16 protein-coding genes are annotated in these 18,083 nt (G+C 67.9%); 11 read left to right on the forward strand and 5 right to left on the reverse strand.

The genetic code is table 11. From position 1 onward, the window contains the following. Nucleotides 1–7: 7 nt before the first annotated feature. Nucleotides 8–634 carry a TetR/AcrR family transcriptional regulator gene (locus tag ABIN76_RS08530; protein WP_346959273.1) on the reverse strand — a complete coding sequence of 209 codons (627 nt, stop codon included), beginning with the start codon at nt 632–634 and terminating at the stop codon, nt 8–10. A gap of 158 nt (nt 635–792) precedes the next feature. On the opposite strand from ABIN76_RS08530, the gene ABIN76_RS08535 reads away from it, so the two are divergent. The 7 genes from ABIN76_RS08535 to ABIN76_RS08565 all read left to right on the forward strand — a co-directional run bounded on the left by ABIN76_RS08535 (nt 793) and on the right by ABIN76_RS08565 (nt 8,803). Further along, nucleotides 793–2,400, forward strand: coding sequence for a carboxyl transferase domain-containing protein (locus tag ABIN76_RS08535; RefSeq protein WP_346959274.1), 1,608 nt, complete (start codon nt 793–795; stop codon nt 2,398–2,400). A gap of 7 nt (nt 2,401–2,407) precedes the next feature. Beyond that, nucleotides 2,408–4,633, forward strand: coding sequence for a biotin carboxylase N-terminal domain-containing protein (locus tag ABIN76_RS08540; RefSeq protein WP_346959275.1), 2,226 nt, complete (start codon nt 2,408–2,410; stop codon nt 4,631–4,633). Between the two features lie 65 nt (nt 4,634–4,698). Continuing rightward, nucleotides 4,699–5,862 carry an acyl-CoA dehydrogenase family protein gene (locus ABIN76_RS08545; protein WP_346959276.1) on the forward strand — a complete coding sequence of 388 codons (1,164 nt, stop codon included), beginning with the start codon at nt 4,699–4,701 and terminating at the stop codon, nt 5,860–5,862. Between the two features lie 20 nt (nt 5,863–5,882). Continuing rightward, the gene (locus ABIN76_RS08550) at nt 5,883–6,662 is read left to right on the forward strand and encodes a CoA transferase subunit A (RefSeq protein ID WP_346959277.1); all 780 of its coding nucleotides are present in this window, start codon (nt 5,883–5,885) and stop codon (nt 6,660–6,662) included. 2 nt (nt 6,663–6,664) lie between these two features. Further along, on the forward strand, nt 6,665–7,426 hold the full coding sequence (locus tag ABIN76_RS08555) for a CoA transferase subunit B (RefSeq protein ID WP_346959278.1): 762 nt from the start codon (nt 6,665–6,667) through the stop codon (nt 7,424–7,426). After that, the gene (locus ABIN76_RS08560) at nt 7,423–7,962 is read left to right on the forward strand and encodes a MaoC family dehydratase (protein WP_346959279.1); all 540 of its coding nucleotides are present in this window, start codon (nt 7,423–7,425) and stop codon (nt 7,960–7,962) included. Before ABIN76_RS08555 ends, ABIN76_RS08560 begins: the two co-directional genes overlap by 4 nt. Nucleotides 7,963–7,966: 4 nt before the next feature. Continuing rightward, nucleotides 7,967–8,803, forward strand: coding sequence for a CoA ester lyase (locus tag ABIN76_RS08565; RefSeq protein WP_346959280.1), 837 nt, complete (start codon nt 7,967–7,969; stop codon nt 8,801–8,803). 194 nt (nt 8,804–8,997) lie between these two features. Here the strand turns inward: ABIN76_RS08565 and ABIN76_RS08570 are convergent, their stop codons facing one another. From ABIN76_RS08570 to ABIN76_RS08585, 4 genes are all read right to left on the reverse strand, one after another. Next, the gene (locus ABIN76_RS08570) at nt 8,998–9,399 is read right to left on the reverse strand and encodes a universal stress protein (protein ID WP_346959281.1); all 402 of its coding nucleotides are present in this window, start codon (nt 9,397–9,399) and stop codon (nt 8,998–9,000) included. A 64-nt stretch (nt 9,400–9,463) separates the two neighbouring features. Then, entirely contained in the window at nt 9,464–11,002 is a 1,539-nt protein-coding gene (locus tag ABIN76_RS08575; RefSeq protein WP_346959282.1) for a tripartite tricarboxylate transporter permease, read from the reverse strand. Continuing rightward, nucleotides 11,002–11,514: a tripartite tricarboxylate transporter TctB family protein gene (locus ABIN76_RS08580; RefSeq protein ID WP_346959283.1), complete on the reverse strand. Its 513-nt coding sequence runs from the start codon at nt 11,512–11,514 to the stop codon at nt 11,002–11,004. Before ABIN76_RS08580 ends, ABIN76_RS08575 begins: the two co-directional genes overlap by 1 nt. Then, the gene (locus ABIN76_RS08585) at nt 11,511–12,518 is read right to left on the reverse strand and encodes a tripartite tricarboxylate transporter substrate-binding protein (protein WP_346959284.1); all 1,008 of its coding nucleotides are present in this window, start codon (nt 12,516–12,518) and stop codon (nt 11,511–11,513) included. Before ABIN76_RS08585 ends, ABIN76_RS08580 begins: the two co-directional genes overlap by 4 nt. Nucleotides 12,519–12,829: 311 nt before the next feature. Between ABIN76_RS08585 and ABIN76_RS08590 the strand changes: the two genes are divergently transcribed. The 4 genes from ABIN76_RS08590 to ABIN76_RS08605 all read left to right on the forward strand — a co-directional run bounded on the left by ABIN76_RS08590 (nt 12,830) and on the right by ABIN76_RS08605 (nt 17,812). Next, nucleotides 12,830–14,437 carry a sensor histidine kinase gene (locus tag ABIN76_RS08590; protein WP_346959322.1) on the forward strand — a complete coding sequence of 536 codons (1,608 nt, stop codon included), beginning with the start codon at nt 12,830–12,832 and terminating at the stop codon, nt 14,435–14,437. Beyond that, a complete protein-coding gene (locus ABIN76_RS08595) occupies nt 14,434–15,120 on the forward strand; it encodes a response regulator (protein WP_346959285.1) in 687 nt (228 codons plus the stop codon). The genes ABIN76_RS08590 and ABIN76_RS08595 overlap by 4 nt, the downstream gene beginning before the upstream one ends. A gap of 135 nt (nt 15,121–15,255) precedes the next feature. Continuing rightward, nucleotides 15,256–16,440, forward strand: coding sequence for a 1-deoxy-D-xylulose-5-phosphate reductoisomerase (dxr, locus tag ABIN76_RS08600; protein WP_346959286.1), 1,185 nt, complete (start codon nt 15,256–15,258; stop codon nt 16,438–16,440). Nucleotides 16,441–16,480: 40 nt separating this feature from the next. Continuing rightward, entirely contained in the window at nt 16,481–17,812 is a 1,332-nt protein-coding gene (locus tag ABIN76_RS08605; RefSeq protein WP_346959287.1) for a site-2 protease family protein, read from the forward strand. The last annotated feature ends 271 nt before the right edge of the window (nt 17,813–18,083 follow it).

An 18,083-nucleotide genomic window follows, 5' to 3' on the forward strand; every position in this document is an offset into this window, starting at 1 on the left:
GCCGGCGTCAGCCGAGGGGCGGGGGAGTTGCCGGTGCCGTCAGGGCGGCCAGGGCCATGCTTTCCAGCAGCGGCCGGGCCCGCTTGAGGGCCATCCGGCGGCCGTGGTTCCGCACCGAGTGCGGCGTGGAGTTAATCAGGCCGAAGGTGGCGTGGGCCCGCATCCGCAGCTCGGCCGGGTCCGTGTCCGGATGCAGGCCGGCCAGGACGTCCACCCAGAGCTCAACGTAGCTGCGCTGCAGTGTCCGGACCTCGGCCTCGTCGTCGTCTTCGAGGTTGCTGAAGTCCTGATCCTGGACCCGGATGACATCCGCGTTGCTCAGGGCGAAGTCCACGTGGAACTCGACCAGGCCGGCGAGGGCCGCGGCCGCGCCGTCGGACCCCGCCACCACGGCGCGCCCGCCTTCCAGCAGGTCCTGGCTGACACTGAGCAGCAAGGCACCGAGGACCGCCTGCTTGCCGGCGAAGTGGCGGTAAACGGCGGGGCCGCTGACCCCGGCTGCGGCGCCCAGGTCCTCCAGTGAGACACGGTTGAACCCGTCGGCGGCGAAGAGGGCGGCGGCCGCAGTAAGCAGCGCCTTCCGGCGGTTCTGCTTGGCCTGGCTTCGCTGGGTGGTCTGGCTGGACTCGGTCACCGGCGCGTCCCCTTCTCGACTGTCCTGCGGGAAACTGTCCTGTGTTGGACATCACAGTTAATAGAGACTAACCTAAATCTCAGTTATGCGTTACTAACCGAAATAGACGGGACGCCCCGCTGGGGTGAACGCCGTACGGCCGAGGACGGAAGCAGTCAATGGAGACAATCGCCAGCCAGGTGGATGCCGGGAGCCCAGGCTTCGCCGCGAACCGCGAGGCGCAGCTCGGGCTGGCCCGGGAGCTGAAGGAACGCCTCGCCGCGGCCGCGCTGGGCGGCCCGGAAAAGTCCCGGGAACGCCACGTGGCGCGCGGTAAGCTCCTGCCGCGCGAACGGATCGACCGGCTGCTCGACGATGGCAGCCCCTTCCTGGAGATCGCCCCGCTGGCCGCGGACGGCATGTACGACGGCGATTCGCCCGGTGCCGGCGTGATTGCCGGGATCGGCCTGGTCCACGGCCGCCAGGTCCTGGTCATCTCCAACGACGCCACGGTCAAGGGCGGCACCTATTACCCGATGACGGTGAAGAAGCACCTCCGGGCACAGGAAATCGCGCTGGAGAACCGGCTGCCCTGCATCTACCTCGTGGACTCCGGCGGTGCGTTCCTGCCCAAACAGGACGAGGTCTTCCCGGACAAGGAGCATTTCGGCCGGATCTTCTTCAACCAGGCGAAAATGTCCGCGGCGAAGATCCCGCAGATCGCCTCCGTGATGGGGTCCTGCACCGCCGGCGGCGCCTACGTCCCGGCGATGAGCGACGAGACCGTGATCGTCCGCAACCAGGGGACCATCTTCCTGGGCGGTCCGCCCCTGGTGAAAGCGGCGATCGGGGAGATTGTCACGGCCGAGGAACTTGGCGGCGGCGAGGTGCACTCCAAGATTTCCGGCGTCACCGACCACCTGGCCGAGAACGATGAGCACGCCCTGCAGATTGTCCGGGACATCGTTTCCACCCTGCCGAAGCCGGCGCCCCCCGTCTGGGAGGTGGACACCGCCGTCGAACCCGTTGCCGACCCGGACGAGCTCTATGGCGCGGTGCCCACCGACGTCAACGCCCCGTACGACGTCCGCGAGGTCATCGCCCGGCTGGTGGACAACAGCCGCTTCCACGAATTCAAGAAGAACTACGGGACCACCCTGGTCACCGGCTTCGCGAAGTTGCACGGCCACCCGGTGGGCATCGTGGCGAACAACGGCGTGCTGTTCAGCGAGTCCTCGCTCAAGGGCGCGCACTTCATCGAACTCTGCGACCAGCGCGGCATCCCGCTGATCTTCCTGCAGAACCTCTCCGGCTTCATGGTCGGCAAGGACTACGAACAGGGCGGCATCGCCAAGAACGGCGCCAAGATGGTCACCGCCGTCGCCACCGCCCGTGTGCCCAAGCTGACCGTGGTGATCGGCGGGTCCTTCGGTGCCGGCAACTACTCGATGTGCGGCCGCGCGTACTCGCCGCGCTTCCTCTGGATGTGGCCGGCGTCCCGGATCTCCGTGATGGGCGGCAACCAGGCCTCCAGCGTGCTCGCCACCGTCAAACGGGACCAGTACGAGGCCCGCGGCGAGGAATGGTCCGCCGCGGACGAGGAAGCCTTCAAGGCCCCCATCAAGGCCCAATACGAGGACCAGGGCAGCCCCTACTACTCCACCGCCCGCCTCTGGGACGACGGCGTGATCGACCCCGCGGACACCCGCACCGTCCTGGGACTGGCGCTCGACGTCGTCTCCCGCACCCCGCTGCCGGAGACCTCCTTCGGCCTGTTCCGGATGTGAGCCACCTGTGACTGTTACCTCAACCCCCACGAAGCCGCTCTTCGGCACCGTCCTGGTCGCCAACCGCGGCGAGATCGCCTGCCGCGTGATCCGCACCCTGCGCGCCCTCGGCATCCGTTCGGTGGCGGTCTATTCCGACGCCGACGCCGGCGCCCGCCATGTGCGTGAAGCCGACGTCGCCGTCCGGATCGGTCCCGCGGCCGCTACCGAGAGCTACCTGAAGATCGACGCCATCGTCCAGGCCTGCCGCGACACCGGCGCCGAAGCCGTGCACCCCGGGTACGGCTTCCTGAGCGAAAACGTCGACTTCGCCCGCGCCCTGGAAAAGGCGGGGATCACCTTCATCGGCCCCGGCATCGAATCACTCAACGTCATGGGCGACAAGATCCGCTCCAAGAACCACGTTACCGGCTACGGCGTCCCGGTCGTCCCTGGCATCGCGGAACCCGGAATGAGCGACGAGCAGTTGATCGAGGCGGCGGCCGGCGTCGGTTTCCCGCTGCTGATCAAGCCCTCGGCCGGCGGCGGCGGGAAGGGCATGCACGTCGTCGAACGCCCCGAGGACCTGGAAGCCACCCTGGCCACCGCCCGGCGGGTCGCGGCGAGCGCCTTCGGCGACGACACCCTGTTCCTGGAACGGCTCGTCACGACGCCGCGGCACATCGAGGTCCAGGTGCTGGCGGACAACCACGGCAACGTCATCCACCTCGGCGAGCGCGAGTGCTCGCTGCAGCGCCGCCACCAGAAGGTCATCGAGGAAGCCCCGTCCCCGCTGCTCGAATCCCTGCCCGATGGCGCGGACATCCGGGCCCGTCTGGGCGAGGCCGCCTGCCAGGCCGCGCGCAGCGTCAACTACTCCGGCGCCGGCACCGTGGAGTTCCTCGTCTCGGACAACGCCCCGGACGAGTTCTTCTTTATGGAGATGAACACCCGGCTGCAGGTCGAACACCCGGTCACCGAGATGGTCACCGGCGTGGACCTGGTCGAATGGCAGGTCCGCATCGCCGCCGGCGAAGAACTCACCATCCGCCAGGACGACGTCGTGCTCACCGGCCACTCGGTGGAGGCCCGGGTGTACGCCGAGGTGCCGGAGAAGAACTTCCTGCCGTCCACGGGGACGGTGCTGCTGCTCGATGAAATCCCCGGCCCCGCACAGCGGCCCAGTGCGGCTGCCCGCAACGACGTTGAAACGGCCCATGGCCGCGTCCGGGTGGACTCGGCGCTGGTCCAGGGCCTGGAGATCTCTTCGAGCTACGACCCGATGATCTCCAAGGTGATCGCCTGGGGGCGGGACCGCACCGCGGCCCTGGACACCCTGAACGAGGCGCTCGCCGAGTACACGGCGCTGGGCATCGACACCAACGTCGAGTACCTCCGCCTGCTGATCAACGACGCCGACGTCCGCGCCGGCCGGCTTGATACCGGCCTGATCGAGCGCAAGATGCCGGACTTCAGCTTCCGGCGCGTGGGCGAGGCCGAATTGGTTGCCGCTGCCCTCTTCGCGCTGGCGCAGACCGAGCAGCAGTATCAGTCCGAGCCCGCAGGCGGGCCATGGCAGCGCCGGGACGGCTGGCGGCTCGGTGCCCGGGTGCCGCTGCGGATCAGCCTCGGGACGCCGGACGGCGGCGTCGCTGCGGTGTCCGTTGCAGACCACCCGGCGGCAGGGTTCGTCCGGGTGTCCGTTGACGGTGGTCCACAGCGGAAGGCGCTGTGGCGGCCCACCAGCCGCTGCGAGGGGGAACTGGACCTCGACGGCGACAGCACGGCCTTCGCGTTCGCGCCGGTGTACACCGGCCCGGTCATTCCGAGCTGGGACAACCCGGCCCCCGGGGCGCCGACGGAACTCTTCCTCGGCCACGACGGCTGGTCCTGCCGGCTCGAGGTGCTCACCAGGGAGACCCGGCTCGCCCGGGTGCTCGCCGCCGTCGAACGCGAGGAAGGTGCCGCCGACCCCGCGGTGCGCTCGCCGATGCCGGGCACGGTGGTGTCCGTCTCGGTCGGCAACGGCGACCCCGTGGAGGCCGGACAGGTCCTGCTCGCGGTGGAGGCCATGAAGATGGAGCACCAGCTCGTGGCGCCGCTCGACGGCAAGGTGCATCTCAGCGCCGGCGCCGGAGACCTCGTCAAGGCCGACCAAGTCCTCGCCACCATCCACCCGCACGAACCCTCGGCACCTTCGAAGGCGGAGGACACCGTCGAGGAAGCCGTCATCGCCATGGGCGCCGCGGACTAGCACGCCACACTTTCAACACCACACCACACCACGCCACAGCCACCCCAGACACAGGAGTCACCCCCATGCCAGACTTTGAACTCAGCGAGGACTACCAGGACCTCAGCGACACCGTCCGCGAATTCGCCGACCAGGTGGTGGCCCCGGTTTCCGCCAAGCACGACGAAGAGCACAGCTTCCCCTACGAGGTCGTCTCCCAGATGGCGGACATGGGCCTGTTCGGCCTGCCGTTCCCGGAAGAGTTCGGCGGCATGGGCGGGGACTACTTCGCCCTGGCCCTGGCGCTCGAACAGCTCGGCCGGGTGGACCAGTCGGTCGCCATCACCCTGGAGGCCGGCGTCTCGCTCGGCGCCATGCCGATCCACCGCTTCGGCAGCGACGCGCAGAAGCAGGAATGGCTGCCGCTGCTGGCCTCCGGCAAGGCGCTCGCAGGCTTCGGACTGACCGAGCCCGAGGCTGGCTCCGACGCCGGCGGCACCAAGACCGCCGCGCGCCTCGAAGGCGGTGAATGGATTATCAACGGCAACAAGGAGTTCATCACCAACTCCGGCACCAACATCACCAAACTCGTCACCGTCACCGCGGTCACCGGCCAGGAGGACCGCCCGGACGGCAGCGTCAAGAAGGAAATCTCCACCATCCTGGTGCCCACCAGCACGCCCGGCTTCACGGCGGAGAAGGCCTACAACAAGGTCGGCTGGAACGCCTCGGACACCCACCCGCTAACTCTCGCGGACGTCCGCGTTCCGGAAGCGAACCTGCTCGGCACCCGTGGCCGCGGCTACGCAAACTTCCTCTCCATCCTTGACGAGGGCCGCATTGCGATCGCTGCGCTGGCCGTCGGCGCCGCCCAGGGCTGCGTGGACCAGGCCGTGAAATATGCCAAGGAGCGCAGCGCCTTCGGTCAGAACATCGGCAAGTACCAGGCCATCGCGTTCAAGATCGCCCGGATGGAAGCACGTGCCCACACGGCCCGGCTGGCGTACTACGACGCGGCCGCCCGGATGCTCGCCGGCAAGCCGTTCAAGACGCAGGCCGCCATCGCTAAGATGGTCGCAGGCGAGGCAGCCATGGACAACGCGCGGGACGCCACCCAGGTGTTCGGCGGCTATGGCTTCATCAACGAATTCACCGTGGCGCGCCACTACCGCGACTCCAAGATCCTTGAAGTCGGCGAGGGCACCACGGAGGTCCAGCTGATGCTGATCGCCCGCGAACTGGGACTGTAGCCGGCCGGAAGGATCCTGCGATGATCAACAAAGTTGTTGCCAGCGCCGCCGAGGCCGTCGCGGACATCCACGACGGCGCCTCGCTCGCCGTCGGCGGTTTCGGGCTGTGCGGCATCCCGGTGGCCCTCATCGACGCCCTGCACGAGGGCGGCGCGACCAACCTGGAGACCGTGAGCAACAACTGCGGCGTGGACGACTGGGGGCTCGGCATCCTGCTCAAGGACGGCCGGATCCGCCGCACCATCAGCTCCTACGTGGGGGAGAACAAGGAATTCGCCCGCCAGTATCTGGCCGGGGAACTCGAGGTGGTCCTCACCCCGCAGGGCACGCTGGCCGAGAAACTGCGGGCCGGCGGGGCCGGCATCCCCGCCTTCTACACGCCCGCCGGCGTCGGCACCCAGGTCTCCGACGGCGGCCTGCCGCAGAAGTACGACGCCGACGGGAACGTCGCGATCGCCTCCGCGGCCAAGGAGGTCCGCAGCTTCCACGGCGCCGACTATGTGTTGGAGGAGGCACTGACCCCGGACTTCGGGCTGGTGCACGCCTGGAAGGGCGACCGGCACGGCAACCTGGTGTTCCACGCCACCGCGATGAACTTCAATCCACTCTGCGCCATGGCCGGCAGGGTCACGATCGCCGAGGTCGAGGAGCTGGTGGAGCCGGGCGAGCTGGACCCGGAGCACGTCCACGTCCCCGGGATCTTCGTCCAGCGGGTGGTCCTCGCGCCCCAGGCGGAAAAACGGATCGAAAAGCGCACCGTCGCGGTGCCATCCACAACCACCCAGCAGCCAGGAGCCTAGCCGTGGAGACGAACAACTCGCAGGGAGCCCCGCCCCGGCCCGAAGCGGTCCGCCACGAATACCGGCGTTCCGCCGTCGAGCACCCCGCCGGGGTGGAGAGCAAGGGCTGGACGCGCAACGAGCTGGCCGCCCGGGTGGCGCAGGAGCTGCACAACGGCCAGTACGTCAACCTGGGCATCGGGATGCCGACGCTGATCCCCAACTACATTCCGGCCGGCGTTGAGGTGGTGCTGCACTCGGAGAACGGCATCCTCGGCGTCGGGCCGTACCCGGCCGAGGACCAGGTGGACCCGGACCTGATCAACGCGGGCAAGGAGACCGTCACGGTCAACAAGGGCGCCGCGTTCTTCGACTCCGCCGCCTCCTTTGGCATGATCCGCGGCGGCCACGTCGATGTGGCGGTGCTCGGGGCCATGGAGGTGGCGCAAAACGGGGACCTCGCCAACTGGATGATCCCCGGCAAGATGGTCAAGGGCATGGGCGGGGCGATGGACCTGGTTTTCGGCGCCAAGAAGGTCATCGTGATGATGGAGCACGTGGACCGCAACGGCAACCCGAAAATCGTAGAGCGCTGCACGCTGCCGCTCACGGGCAAGGGTTGCGTGGACCTGATCATCACAGACCTTGCCGTGATCGACGTCGTGACCGACGGCGGTAAGTCCCGGCTGGTGCTGCGGGAACTGGCGCCCAACGTCACCGCGGAGGACGTGGCCGCGGCCACCGGCGCCGAACTCTTCGAGGAAGACCAGGAACTCACCGTATGACCACTAACGCCACGCCCGGGCCCGGAGCCGGCCGCCGGGTCATCGAACAGCGCGGCCTCTACTTCGACGAACTCGAAGAGGACGTCGTTTACGCGCACCGTCCCGGCCGGACCGTGACGGAGACGGATAACGTGCTGTTCACCACCATGACCATGAACACCCAGGCGCTGCACCTGGACGCGGCGTGGAGTGCCGGGCAGCCGTTCGGCCAGCGGCTGATGAACTCCATGTTCACCCTCGCCACCTTGGTGGGCCAGTCCGTCGCGCAGCTGACCCAGGGCACCATCATCGCGCAGCTGGGGCTGACGGACGTGTCCTTCCCGCACCCGCTGTACCACGGGGACACGCTCTACACGGAGACCGTGGTGACCGGTAAACGGCCCTCCTCCTCCCGGCCGGGCCAGGGCATCGTGACCATGCAGCACACCGGTCGGAACCAGGACGGCACCGTGGTGGCGATGGCGACCCGCAGTTGCCTGATGTGGATGCGGGAGGCGCATGCCGAGACCCAGAACGCCCACAAAAGGGCAGAATAGACACATGAGTTTCCTGATGGGCCCCGCCCTGCTTTTTTGCCCTGCCGACCGTCCCGAGCGCTACCAAAAGGCCGCCGAGCGTTCCGACGCTGTGATTGTGGACCTCGAAGACGCCGTCGCCCCGGCGGACAAGCAGCGCGCCCGCGGCGCGATCCTCGCCCAGCTGGGCTCCGCCGGGGACGTCCCTGAACTGGACCCCAGCCGCACGATCATCCGGATCAACCCGGCCGGCACGGAAGAGTTCGAAAAGGACCTGCACTGCCTGAAGCACACCCCGTACCGGCACGTGATGCTCGCCAAGGCAGAGAGCGCCGCCCAGCTCAGGGAGCTTGAGGGCTACAGCGTGATCGCCCTGTGCGAGACGGCCGCCGGCATCGTCAACGCCGCCGCCATCGCCGCGGAGCCCAATGTGGTGGGCCTGATGTGGGGCGCCGAGGACCTGCTCGCCTCGCTCGGCGGCACCTCCAGCCGGAATGACGACGGCGGCTACCGCGCCGTGGCGCTGCACGCGCGCTCCACCGTGCTGCTGGCCGCCCGGGCGTCCGGCAAGGACGCAATCGACTCCGTCTACGTCAACATCCCGGATCTGGAAGGCCTCGCCGCCGAGGCCCGGGACGCCGTCGCCTCCGGTTTCGGCTCGAAGGCCTGCATCCACCCGAACCAGGTCGCCGTCGTCCGCGAAGCCTACGCCCCGTCCGAGGCGGAGGTAGCCGCGGCCAAGGAGCTGCTCGACGCCGCCGCTGCCGCCGGCTCCGGGGTGTTCCAGTACCAGGGAAAGATGATCGACGGGCCCATCCTCAGGCACGCCGAGGCCACACTGCGCCGCGCGGGCCGGGCCTGACACTCGCCTCCACGAGGTGGCAGGTCGCGGCAGTGTTTCACTCTGGCACTGCCGCTAAGTGTCATCTCGGGCTCAGCAGCGCCGCAGCTACCAGTAAAAAACGAAAGCACGGGCCGGGAGTCTGAGGACTCCCGGCCCGTGCTTCATGTTTTGCGGCTTCTTATATGCCGACGGCGCCCGCATGCTCCCGTCGATTAGGGCTGCGGGCCGGCCTTTACTGCCAGCACCGGGCACTCCGCCTCAAGCAGTATCCGTTGGGACGTGCTGCCCAAGATCAGCTTGCCCACGGGGGTGCGGCGGCGCAGACCGATCACAATCAGATCAGCATTGTGCTCCTCTGCGGCATCCAGTACCTCCGCGGCCGCATCATGGCCACGGACCGGCTGCTTGATCACGTGGTCAATTCCCTGAGCAGCGAGCCGGTCTTCGATGCTTTGGATCTCTGGCTCCTGCGCGTACCGGTTATCCACCAGCGCATCACCCTTGGAGGAGTTGATGACCAGCAGCCTCTTGCTGCTTTTCCGCGCCTCACCAATGGCCTGGGCCAGTGCTGCTTCGCCCTCGGGTGTCGGGACGTATCCCACCACGATCGTCATGGTAGCTCCTTGATTCTGCTGAATGTGGGTAGATGGGTTTGGCGAAAGGCGCGGGGGCGCCTACTCAGTCGCTGTAGTCGGCTGCGCCGGAATTGGCTGGAAGCAGTGAGCCGCGCTCCGGGCGGTTGCGGCGGATCAGCTTGGACGCGAACGGCCACAGCAGGATGATAGCCACGATGACGTAGACCCCGACGGCGATCGGCTCGCTCCACAGACCGGCCGGATCGCCGGCGGAGAGCTGGAGCGTCTTGCGCAACTGCCCCTCGAGGCGCGGCCCCAGGATTACGCCCAGGACCAACGGCAGGACGGGAAGCCCGAAGCGCCGCATCATGAACCCCAGCGCACCAAGGACCAGCAGCATCACCAGGTCGAATGCCTGCAGGTTCACCGAATAGGCGCCCAGCGTGGCGAAGAACAGGATCCCGGCGTAGAGGTACGGGCGGGGGAGCTGCAGGAGCTTCGCCCAGACCGGTGCCAGCGGAAGGTTGATGATCAGGAGCAGCAGGTTGCCGATGAAGAGGCTGGCAATCAGCGCCCAGACCAGCGGCCCCTCGCTGGAGAACAGCTGCGGGCCGGGCTGGATGCCGTAGGACGTGAAGGCTGCCAGCATGACGGCGGCCGTGGCGTTGGTGGGCAGGCCCAGTGCCAGCATGGGCGTCAGCGTGCCCGCAGCTGCGGCATTGTTGGCGGCTTCCGGGCCGGCAACGCCTTCGATGGCGCCGTGGCCGAATTCCTCGGGGTGCTTGGAGAGCCTCTTCTCCGTCACGTAGGACAGGAAGGTTGGGATCTCCGCGCCGCCTGCCGGAAGGGCTCCGAAGGGGAATCCGAAGGCAGTGCCGCGGAGCCAGGGCTTCCAGGACCGCTTCCAGTCCTGCTTGCCCATCCACGGACGGCCCACCGGGATGATGTGCAGGGGACTGCGGCGCAGGTGCGCGGCAACCCACAGTGCCTCGCCGACGGCGAAGATGGCCACCGCCACCACCACGATGTCCAGGCCGTCGGCCAGCAGCGGCAGACCGAAGGTGAGGCGTTGCTGGCCGGTGACGGAGTCGATGCCAACGAGTCCGATTGCCAGGCCCAGGCCCAGCGACGCGAATCCACGCAGCCGGGAGGAACCCAGTACGGCTGTGACCGCCAGCAGAGCGAGCACCATGATCGCGAAGTAACTGGGCGAGCCCAGGCTGACGGCGAACTGGACCACGATCGGCGCGCACACTGCCAGCAGTGTGGTGCCGATGGTTCCGGCAACGAACGAACCGATGGCTGCGGTGGCCAAAGCCTGCGCCGCCCTTCCGGCCTTTGCCATCTTGTTGCCTTCGATGGCCGTGACCACCGAGGAGGACTCGCCGGGGGTGTTGAGCAGGATGGACGTCGTGGAGCCGCCGTACATGCCGCCGTAGTAGATGCCGGCGAACATGATGAACGCGCTGGTCGGTTCCAGGGCGTAGGTGACAGGGAGCAACAAGGCCACGGTCATGGCCGGGCCCAGGCCCGGCAGGACGCCCACGGCGGTGCCGAGGACCACGCCGATCACCGCGTACAGCAGGTTCATGGGGGTAAGGGCGGTGGCGAAACCGTCCATGAGCGAGGAGAAGACATCCATCAGAGAACCCCCTCCAGCAAACCGGCAGGCAGGGCGATTCCGAGGCCCAGGTAGAAGCCATAGAAGGTCAGGACCGACAAGGCCAGGGAAATGAGGCCGTCACGGACGAAGTGCCGCCCGCCGAGGGCCCAGACGCTGCCCCAGAACAGAATTGTTCCCGAAATCACCCAACCGGCCCAGTCGATGAGCAGAATGTTGGCCACGAAGGCGCCCACGAGGGGCAGCACGGTCTTCCAGTCCACGGGATGCGCCAGGTCAATATCCTCGCCGCCTTCGGCTTCGCCCTTGCCGCCCCGCAATACGTCCACGGCCAGCAGCAGGGCGCAGACGATGAGCAGGCCGGCCACGATGAAGGGGACCGTTTTCGGGCCCACCGGATCCGACTGCGAGTACGGCGTCGTCAGGCCGTTGGCGTCGAGGAAGACCACCACGCCGGCCGCCCCGAGCAGGAGGGCGACCCCCAGCTCGGGGCGGCCGGTGAGCCGTGAGGCCGCCGTTGGTGCAGAACTCACGCCAAACCAAGCTTCGTGAGGACGTCCGCCACCCGCTTGTCCTGCTCCGTCAGGAACGTCTTGAACTCGTCACCGGTGACAAAAGCATCGGTCCAGCTGTGCGTCTTCAGCGCTTCTTTCCAGGCCGCGGTGCCGTGCATCTTCTCGAGGGCTGCGATCAGGCTTGCCTTGTCGGCGTCGCTGATCCCCGGAGGGGCGACGACGCCGCGCCAGTTCGTGAACACCAGGTCGATGTTGGATTCCTTGAGAGTGGGAGCGTCAACGCCGTCCAGCCGCTCGGCGCCGCTGGTAGCCAGGACGCGGACCTCGCCCGATTCGATCTGCTTGAGGTATTCGCCCGCGCCGGAGGCCGCGAAGCCGAGCTTGTTGCCCAGGATGGCCGGGAGGAGGTCGCCGCCGCCGTCGTAGGAGACAAAGTTGACCTTGGTGGCGTCGATTCCCACTGCTCCGGCGAGCTGCATGGGAAGCAGGTGGTCGGGGCCGCCCGGCGAGGACCCGCCGCCGACCGCAATGGAACCCGGGTTGGCCTTCCACGCCTTCACCAGGTCATCAATGGTCTTGAAGGGCGAATCCTTGCCAACCATGATGGCACCGGGCTCTTCAATCAGCCTGGCCAGCGGCGTGGTGTCCGTCAGCTTGGCCGTGGACTTGTTGGTGTAGCTGGCGCCGACGACGCCCAGGCCCATCAGCATGGCGAGGTCGCCGTTGCCCTTTTCGTTGACCACGCGGGCCAAGCCAACGGTTCCGCCGGCGCCGGCGAGGTTGAAGACCTCGGTGTTGGCGGCGATCTTCTCGTCGTCGAGAACCTTCGCTGCCGCCCGTGCGGTGGTGTCGTAGCCGCCCCCGGCCGTGTTGGGGACCAGGATCTGGAGCCCGGTGACGGGGCCGGCGGAAGCGCTGGAGCTGCCGCTCGGTGAGCTCTTTGCGGTGGCCCCGCAACCGGTGGCCATCAGGGCGATGCCGGCAGCGACGGCGGCAATTCGCAATGCGCGGACTTGGCGCATGGTGTTCCTCTTCTCAGTAAAGTTCTCGGTGAAACTGGTCAGCAAAACTGACTGGTGCTTTGATGTTAGGCGGCGAAGTGACGGGCATCACTCTTGTGTAAGCAGAGAAAGTTAAGTTCATTTCGTTCACGTTTCAGGCTCCCAACCATGCCTAAATTCGCGGCGGAAACGTTAGCCGGCGGTGGGGTATAGTTCACCCCACCGCCGGAGCTTGGGACCTTCGCGGACGCACCCGGTGCCTCCGCTTCGAGGAAGCCCGCGGAACCACAACAAAGAATTGGGAAGAACGGCTCGTGACTCGACGAAGAGGAATGTCCCTCGCCGGGCAGTACCTGGTCCTGCAGCTGCTGATCGTCCTGGCGGTCCTGGTCGGCGTCGTGGCCATCTCCCTGGCCCAGTCGGCGGCCGCGTTTGAGCGGGTCGAGGGGCGACGGGCCCTGTCCGCGGCCGAAGCGCTGGGCAACAATCCCACCGTGCGTGCGTTGCTGCCCTCGGCGGAGCCCCGGGGCAGCGCGGCGCTGTCCGCCGTCGCCGAGTCGGTGCGCACTGTCTCCGGGTCCGCGCGGGTGGCCCTTGCCCGGATCGACCGCACCGTGGTGGCGTCGAGCGACCCCGGACTGCTGCGCCGGCCCTTGGAGCTTGGTGCGAGCCGGGTGATGGAAGGCCGGGCCTGGACGGGGGTGGTGGGAGGAACAGCCATCCCGGTGCTTTCGGCCCACGTCCCGGTCCTGGACGATTCCGGCACCATGATCGGTATTGCGTCGATCAGCCGGAACTACCCATCCACGTGGGAGCGGCTGGGGGACGCCGTCCCGAACCTGTTGACCTATCTGGGAGTGGCCAGCGTCCTGGGAGTGGCCGGTTCCCTCCTGCTCTCCCGCAGGGTGAAGCGGCAGACCCTCGGCATGGAGCCGAGCGAAATCTCCGGCTTGGTGGAGAACCGCGAGGCGATGCTTTACGGGCTCAAAGAGGGCGTGGTGGCCCTGGACCTCCGCGGTCGGATTACCGTGGCGAATGACAGTGCCCGGGCGCTGCTGGGCCTGCCGGCGGATTGCGTGGGAAAGGATCTGGCCGGACTGCCGGTTGAACCGGCGCTCAAGGAAGTGATGACAGGCGAACAACCCGGGCAGGACCAGCTGGTCCTGGTGGGGGAGCGCCTGGTGGTAATGAACCGGGTGCCTATTCGGTCCAAGGGTCGGGTCATGGGTTCCGTTGCCACCCTGCGTGACCGGACTGAGCTCTCATCGCTTGAACGCGAACTGGGTGCAACACGAACGGCCACTGACACCCTCAGGGCGCAGGCCCACGAGTTCGCCAACCAGCTGCATGTCATTTCGGGGCTGATCCAGATTGGCGAGTACGAGTCCGTGGTGCAGTTCGTCAACGGCGTTACCGTCGACCGCACGCGGCTCAACGACGACGTGACCAGCCGCATCCAGGACCCGGCGCTCGCCGCTTTGCTCATTGCCAAATCGAGCCTCGCCGTGGAGCGGGGGGTGCTGCTGCAGCTGGACCCCGCTTCGTCACTGTCGAGGGTGGAGGACGAACTTTCCCGGGATCTGACCACCGTTGTGGGCAACCTCGTGGACAACGCCCTCGACGCCGTCACGGGCGCGGCGGAGGCTTCCGTCCGGGTCCTCGTCGAGGACAGCCGCGGGGAAGTTGTTGTGACCGTCCGGGACACCGGCCCGGGCATTGACGGCGCGGCGGCCGAGGAAATTTTCCGCCAGGGGTTCAGTACCAAACAACCCGGCCCCGGTGGCGGCCGGGGCTTCGGCCTGGCACTTTCGCGGGTGGTCTGCCAGCGCAGCGGCGGAGCCCTCGCGGTAGTTAACGACGGCGGGGCGGTCTTTACGGCCCGGCTGAAAAGGGCGCCGGCCAAGCGGGCGCACGGGAAAGGAAAGGTGGGCCGGCTGTGATTAACGTTCTGATCGTCGACGACGACTTCATGGTGGTGAAAGTCCACTCCGGTTTTATTCAGCGCACGCCGGGCTTCGCCGTCGTCGGCCTCGCGCATACGGGAGCCCAGGCGCTGGCGGAAACCGCCCGACTGCAGCCTGACCTGGTCCTGCTGGACATTCACCTCCCCGACATCAACGGACTGGATCTGATGGCCAGGCTGCGGGAGACAGCGCCGGAACTGGACGTCCTGGTGATCAGCGCGGCCCGCGAGGTCGAGACCGTCCGCCGGGCCCTGCGCGGCGGAATTGTCCACTACCTGATCAAGCCGTTTTCGCAGTCGGACCTGCAGGAGCGGCTGGAGCACTACCGCAACGCTTACCAGGGCCTGGACCTGGCCAAGGACGTAGCCGAACAAGCGGACGTGAACCGGGTCTTTGGATTGGAACGCACCGATCGCGCCGAACGGGCGGAAGTCCGCCTCCCCAAGGGCTGCAGCGCCGAGACCCTCCGACTGGTGGTGGATGTGCTCCAGACTGCCGAGGCGGATCTGTCAGCGGCGGAAGTCGCGGACCTGCTGGGCACGTCCCGGGTGAGCGCACGCCGTTACCTCGAATACCTCCACGATGAGGCGCGGGTCGAGGTCCGCCTCAAGTACGGCGCGGGGCGCCCCGAGCGACGCTACGAGCTGAAGCCGGCGTAATGCCGCCGGTGCCCGTGTAATCGCCGAGGTGACAGATCACGGCAGTGTTCTTCGGAAACACTGCCGTGATCTGCCACTTCGCGCTTCAGGCCCGGGTGGACCCGGGCTGCCGGACCGGTGCGGGATACTGGAATCATGCAGCCGCGCACAATCGTCCTTCTCGGATCGACCGGGTCCATCGGAACCCAGGCCATCGACGTCGTCGACGGCGCCCCGCACCTGTTCGAGATCGTGGCCCTCAGCGCCGGCGGCGGCAACCTCGAACTCCTCGCCCGGCAGGCCGTGCACACCCGGGCCCGGGCCATCGGCGTCGCCAGCGGGGACGCCGCAGTCCTCCAAGCGTTGATCGACGACGCCGCCCGCGCGGCCGGCGTCTCCGGCTACCGTCCGGAGATCATCACCGGCCCGGATGCCTCCACCCGGATCGCGGAAATCCCCGCCGACGTCGTGCTCAACGGCATCACCGGCTCGATCGGACTCGCCCCCACGCTGGCCGCACTGAAGTCCGGCGCCACGCTGGCCCTGGCAAACAAGGAGTCCCTGATCGTGGGCGGCGCCCTGGTCAAGGCGGCCGCCCGCGAAGGCCAGATCGTCCCGGTCGACTCCGAACATTCCGCCATCGCCCAGTGCCTGCGTTCCGGCTCCGCCGCCGAAGTGGACCGGCTGGTGCTGACCGCTTCCGGCGGCCCGTTCCGCGGCATGACGCGGGAACAGCTGCACGACGTTACGCCCCGCGATGCCCTGGCGCACCCCACCTGGGACATGGGCCTGATGGTCACCACCAACTCCGCGAGCCTGGTCAACAAGGGCCTGGAAGTCATCGAGGCCCACCTGCTCTTCGATATCCCGCTGGAGCGGATCGACGTGGTGGTCCACCCGCAGTCGGTGGTGCACTCCATGGTCCAGTTCGTGGACGGGTCCACCATCGCGCAGGCCTCGCCGCCGGACATGCGCCTGCCCATCGCCCTGGGCCTGGGCTGGCCGGACCGGGTGGCCGGGGCCGCCCGGCCCTGCGACTGGAGCCAGGCCACCAGCTGGACGTTCGAGCCGCTGGACACCCGGGCGTTCCCCGCCGTCGGCCTGGCCAAGGAAGCGGCCCGGCGGGGGAGCACCTTCCCGGCGGTCTTCAACGCCGCCAACGAGGAAGCCGTGACAGCCTTCCACGCCGGCCGGATCCGCTTCACCGATATTGTCGATACCATCGAAGCCGTCATCAGCGAGCACTCAGGATCCTCCGGGTTGACGGTCGAATCCGTGCTGGATGCTGAACAGTGGGCACGCGCGCGGACCCTCGAGCGTTTGGCCGTGGGAAGTGCCTAAGAAGTAGCCGACCAATGCCCAGGAAGTAGCAAAACCCAGCATGAGCCCCGTTGTCCTCTTTATCCTCGGCGTCGTCTTCGTCGTGATCGGCATCGCCGTGTCCATCGCCCTGCACGAGGTGGGGCACCTGGTCCCGGCCAAGCTCTTCAAGGTGCGCGTCACCAAGTACATGATCGGCTTTGGCCCCACCCTCTGGTCCAAGCGCCGGGGCGAGACCGAGTACGGCCTCAAGGCGATCCCGCTGGGCGGCTTCGTGTCCATGATCGGCATGTACCCGCCGAACAAGACGGACGGCAGCGTCCGCCCCTCCAGTACCGGGATGTTCCAGTCGCTCGCGGCCGACGCCCGCTCCCTGGCGCATGAGGAAATCGGCCCCGGGGATGGGAACCGGGTCTTCTACCGGCTCCCGGTCTGGAAGAAGATCATCATCATGCTCGGCGGTCCCGCGATGAACCTGCTGATCGGCGTCGTCCTGACGGCCGTGCTGCTGATGGGGTTCGGCGTGTCCGCCTCCACCACCACCATCGCCGACGTCTCCAAGTGCCAGGTCAAGGCAGGCGAGACCGTGGATCCCAACTCGGCTGACTGCAAGCCCACCCCTGCAGCCGCAGCCGGGCTCAAACCCAACGACCGCATCACCTCCTTCGACGGCAAGGCGGTCACCAACTGGGAAGAACTTACCGGCTGGATCCGTGCCTCCGCGGGCCGGCAGGTCAGCATCACGGTGGAGCGCGACGGCTCCCTGGTCACCACCACGGTCACCCCGGTCCTGTCCGCGCGCCCGGTTGTCGGTGCGGACGGCCGGCAGGCCAAGGACGCCGACGGCAAGCTCCAGTACCAGGACGTCGGATTCCTCGGCATCGGCGCCCAGACCGCCCTGGTGCAGCAGCCGGCGTCGGCCGTGCTGCCCATGGCCGGCGAGAACATCCAGCAGATCGCCGGCGTCGTCCTGAACCTCCCGGCCCGCGTGGCCGGGGTGGCGCAGGCCGCCTTCAGCGAGGAGCCCCGCGACCCCAACGGCCCCATCAGCGTCGTCGGGGTGGGCCGGGTAGCGGGCGAAGTCGCCGCCATGGAACAGGTTCCGCTGCAGAGCCGGCTGGCCGCACTGGTCGGGCTGCTCGCCGGGCTCAACTTCGCGCTGGCCGTGTTCAACCTCGTCCCGCTGTTGCCCCTCGACGGCGGCCACGTTGCCGGGGCGCTCTACGAGGGGGCCCGCCGCCAAATTGCCCGGCTGCTCGGCCGCCCGGACCCCGGTGCGTTCGACATCGCCAAGCTGCTGCCGGTGACCTACGTGGTGGCCGCGCTGCTGATGGGGATGGGCGCCTTGCTGATCTACGCGGACATCGTCAAGCCGGTCAACCTCTTCGGCTAGCCCTGCGCCGCCCGGGTCCGCTGTGGTCACGGACGAAATCGGTGTCCGTGCCGGGCTGTGCGGAGGAGTTGCAGACGTTCCCGCCCAGTTCTACGCGGCAGGACGCCGGATCCGCGTCCTTGGGCCGCGGAATTCCGCGGGCGCCGGGCGTGCGGGTCCGCAACAACTGGGCTGGAGTGCCGCCCCGCTACAACGCCGGAAACAGATCTGTTAGCCGCCGCCGGCTGTTTATCTAAGCTCAGCTTATTTCGGCTGATTCTAGATAATCAGT

This window comes from uncultured Arthrobacter sp., from assembly GCF_964021775.1.
GTDB lineage: Bacteria > Actinomycetota > Actinomycetes > Actinomycetales > Micrococcaceae > Arthrobacter.

What these genes read in the sequence shown, in the direction of transcription:
- ABIN76_RS08535 (WP_346959274.1), top strand. Translation starts at nt 793, where the DNA reads ATGGAGACAATCGCCAGCCAGGTGGATGCCGGGAGCCCAGGCTTCGCC.
- ABIN76_RS08545 (WP_346959276.1), top strand. Translation starts at nt 4,699, where the DNA reads ATGCCAGACTTTGAACTCAGCGAGGACTACCAGGACCTCAGCGACACC.
- ABIN76_RS08550 (WP_346959277.1), top strand. Translation starts at nt 5,883, where the DNA reads ATGATCAACAAAGTTGTTGCCAGCGCCGCCGAGGCCGTCGCGGACATC.
- ABIN76_RS08560 (WP_346959279.1), top strand. Translation starts at nt 7,423, where the DNA reads ATGACCACTAACGCCACGCCCGGGCCCGGAGCCGGCCGCCGGGTCATC.
- ABIN76_RS08565 (WP_346959280.1), top strand. Translation starts at nt 7,967, where the DNA reads ATGAGTTTCCTGATGGGCCCCGCCCTGCTTTTTTGCCCTGCCGACCGT.
- ABIN76_RS08570 (WP_346959281.1), bottom strand. Translation starts at nt 9,399, where the DNA reads ATGACGATCGTGGTGGGATACGTCCCGACACCCGAGGGCGAAGCAGCA.
- ABIN76_RS08575 (WP_346959282.1), bottom strand. Translation starts at nt 11,002, where the DNA reads ATGGATGTCTTCTCCTCGCTCATGGACGGTTTCGCCACCGCCCTTACC.
- ABIN76_RS08585 (WP_346959284.1), bottom strand. Translation starts at nt 12,518, where the DNA reads ATGCGCCAAGTCCGCGCATTGCGAATTGCCGCCGTCGCTGCCGGCATC.
- ABIN76_RS08590 (WP_346959322.1), top strand. Translation starts at nt 12,830, where the DNA reads ATGTCCCTCGCCGGGCAGTACCTGGTCCTGCAGCTGCTGATCGTCCTG.
- dxr (WP_346959286.1), top strand. Translation starts at nt 15,256, where the DNA reads ATGCAGCCGCGCACAATCGTCCTTCTCGGATCGACCGGGTCCATCGGA.
- ABIN76_RS08605 (WP_346959287.1), top strand. Translation starts at nt 16,481, where the DNA reads ATGAGCCCCGTTGTCCTCTTTATCCTCGGCGTCGTCTTCGTCGTGATC.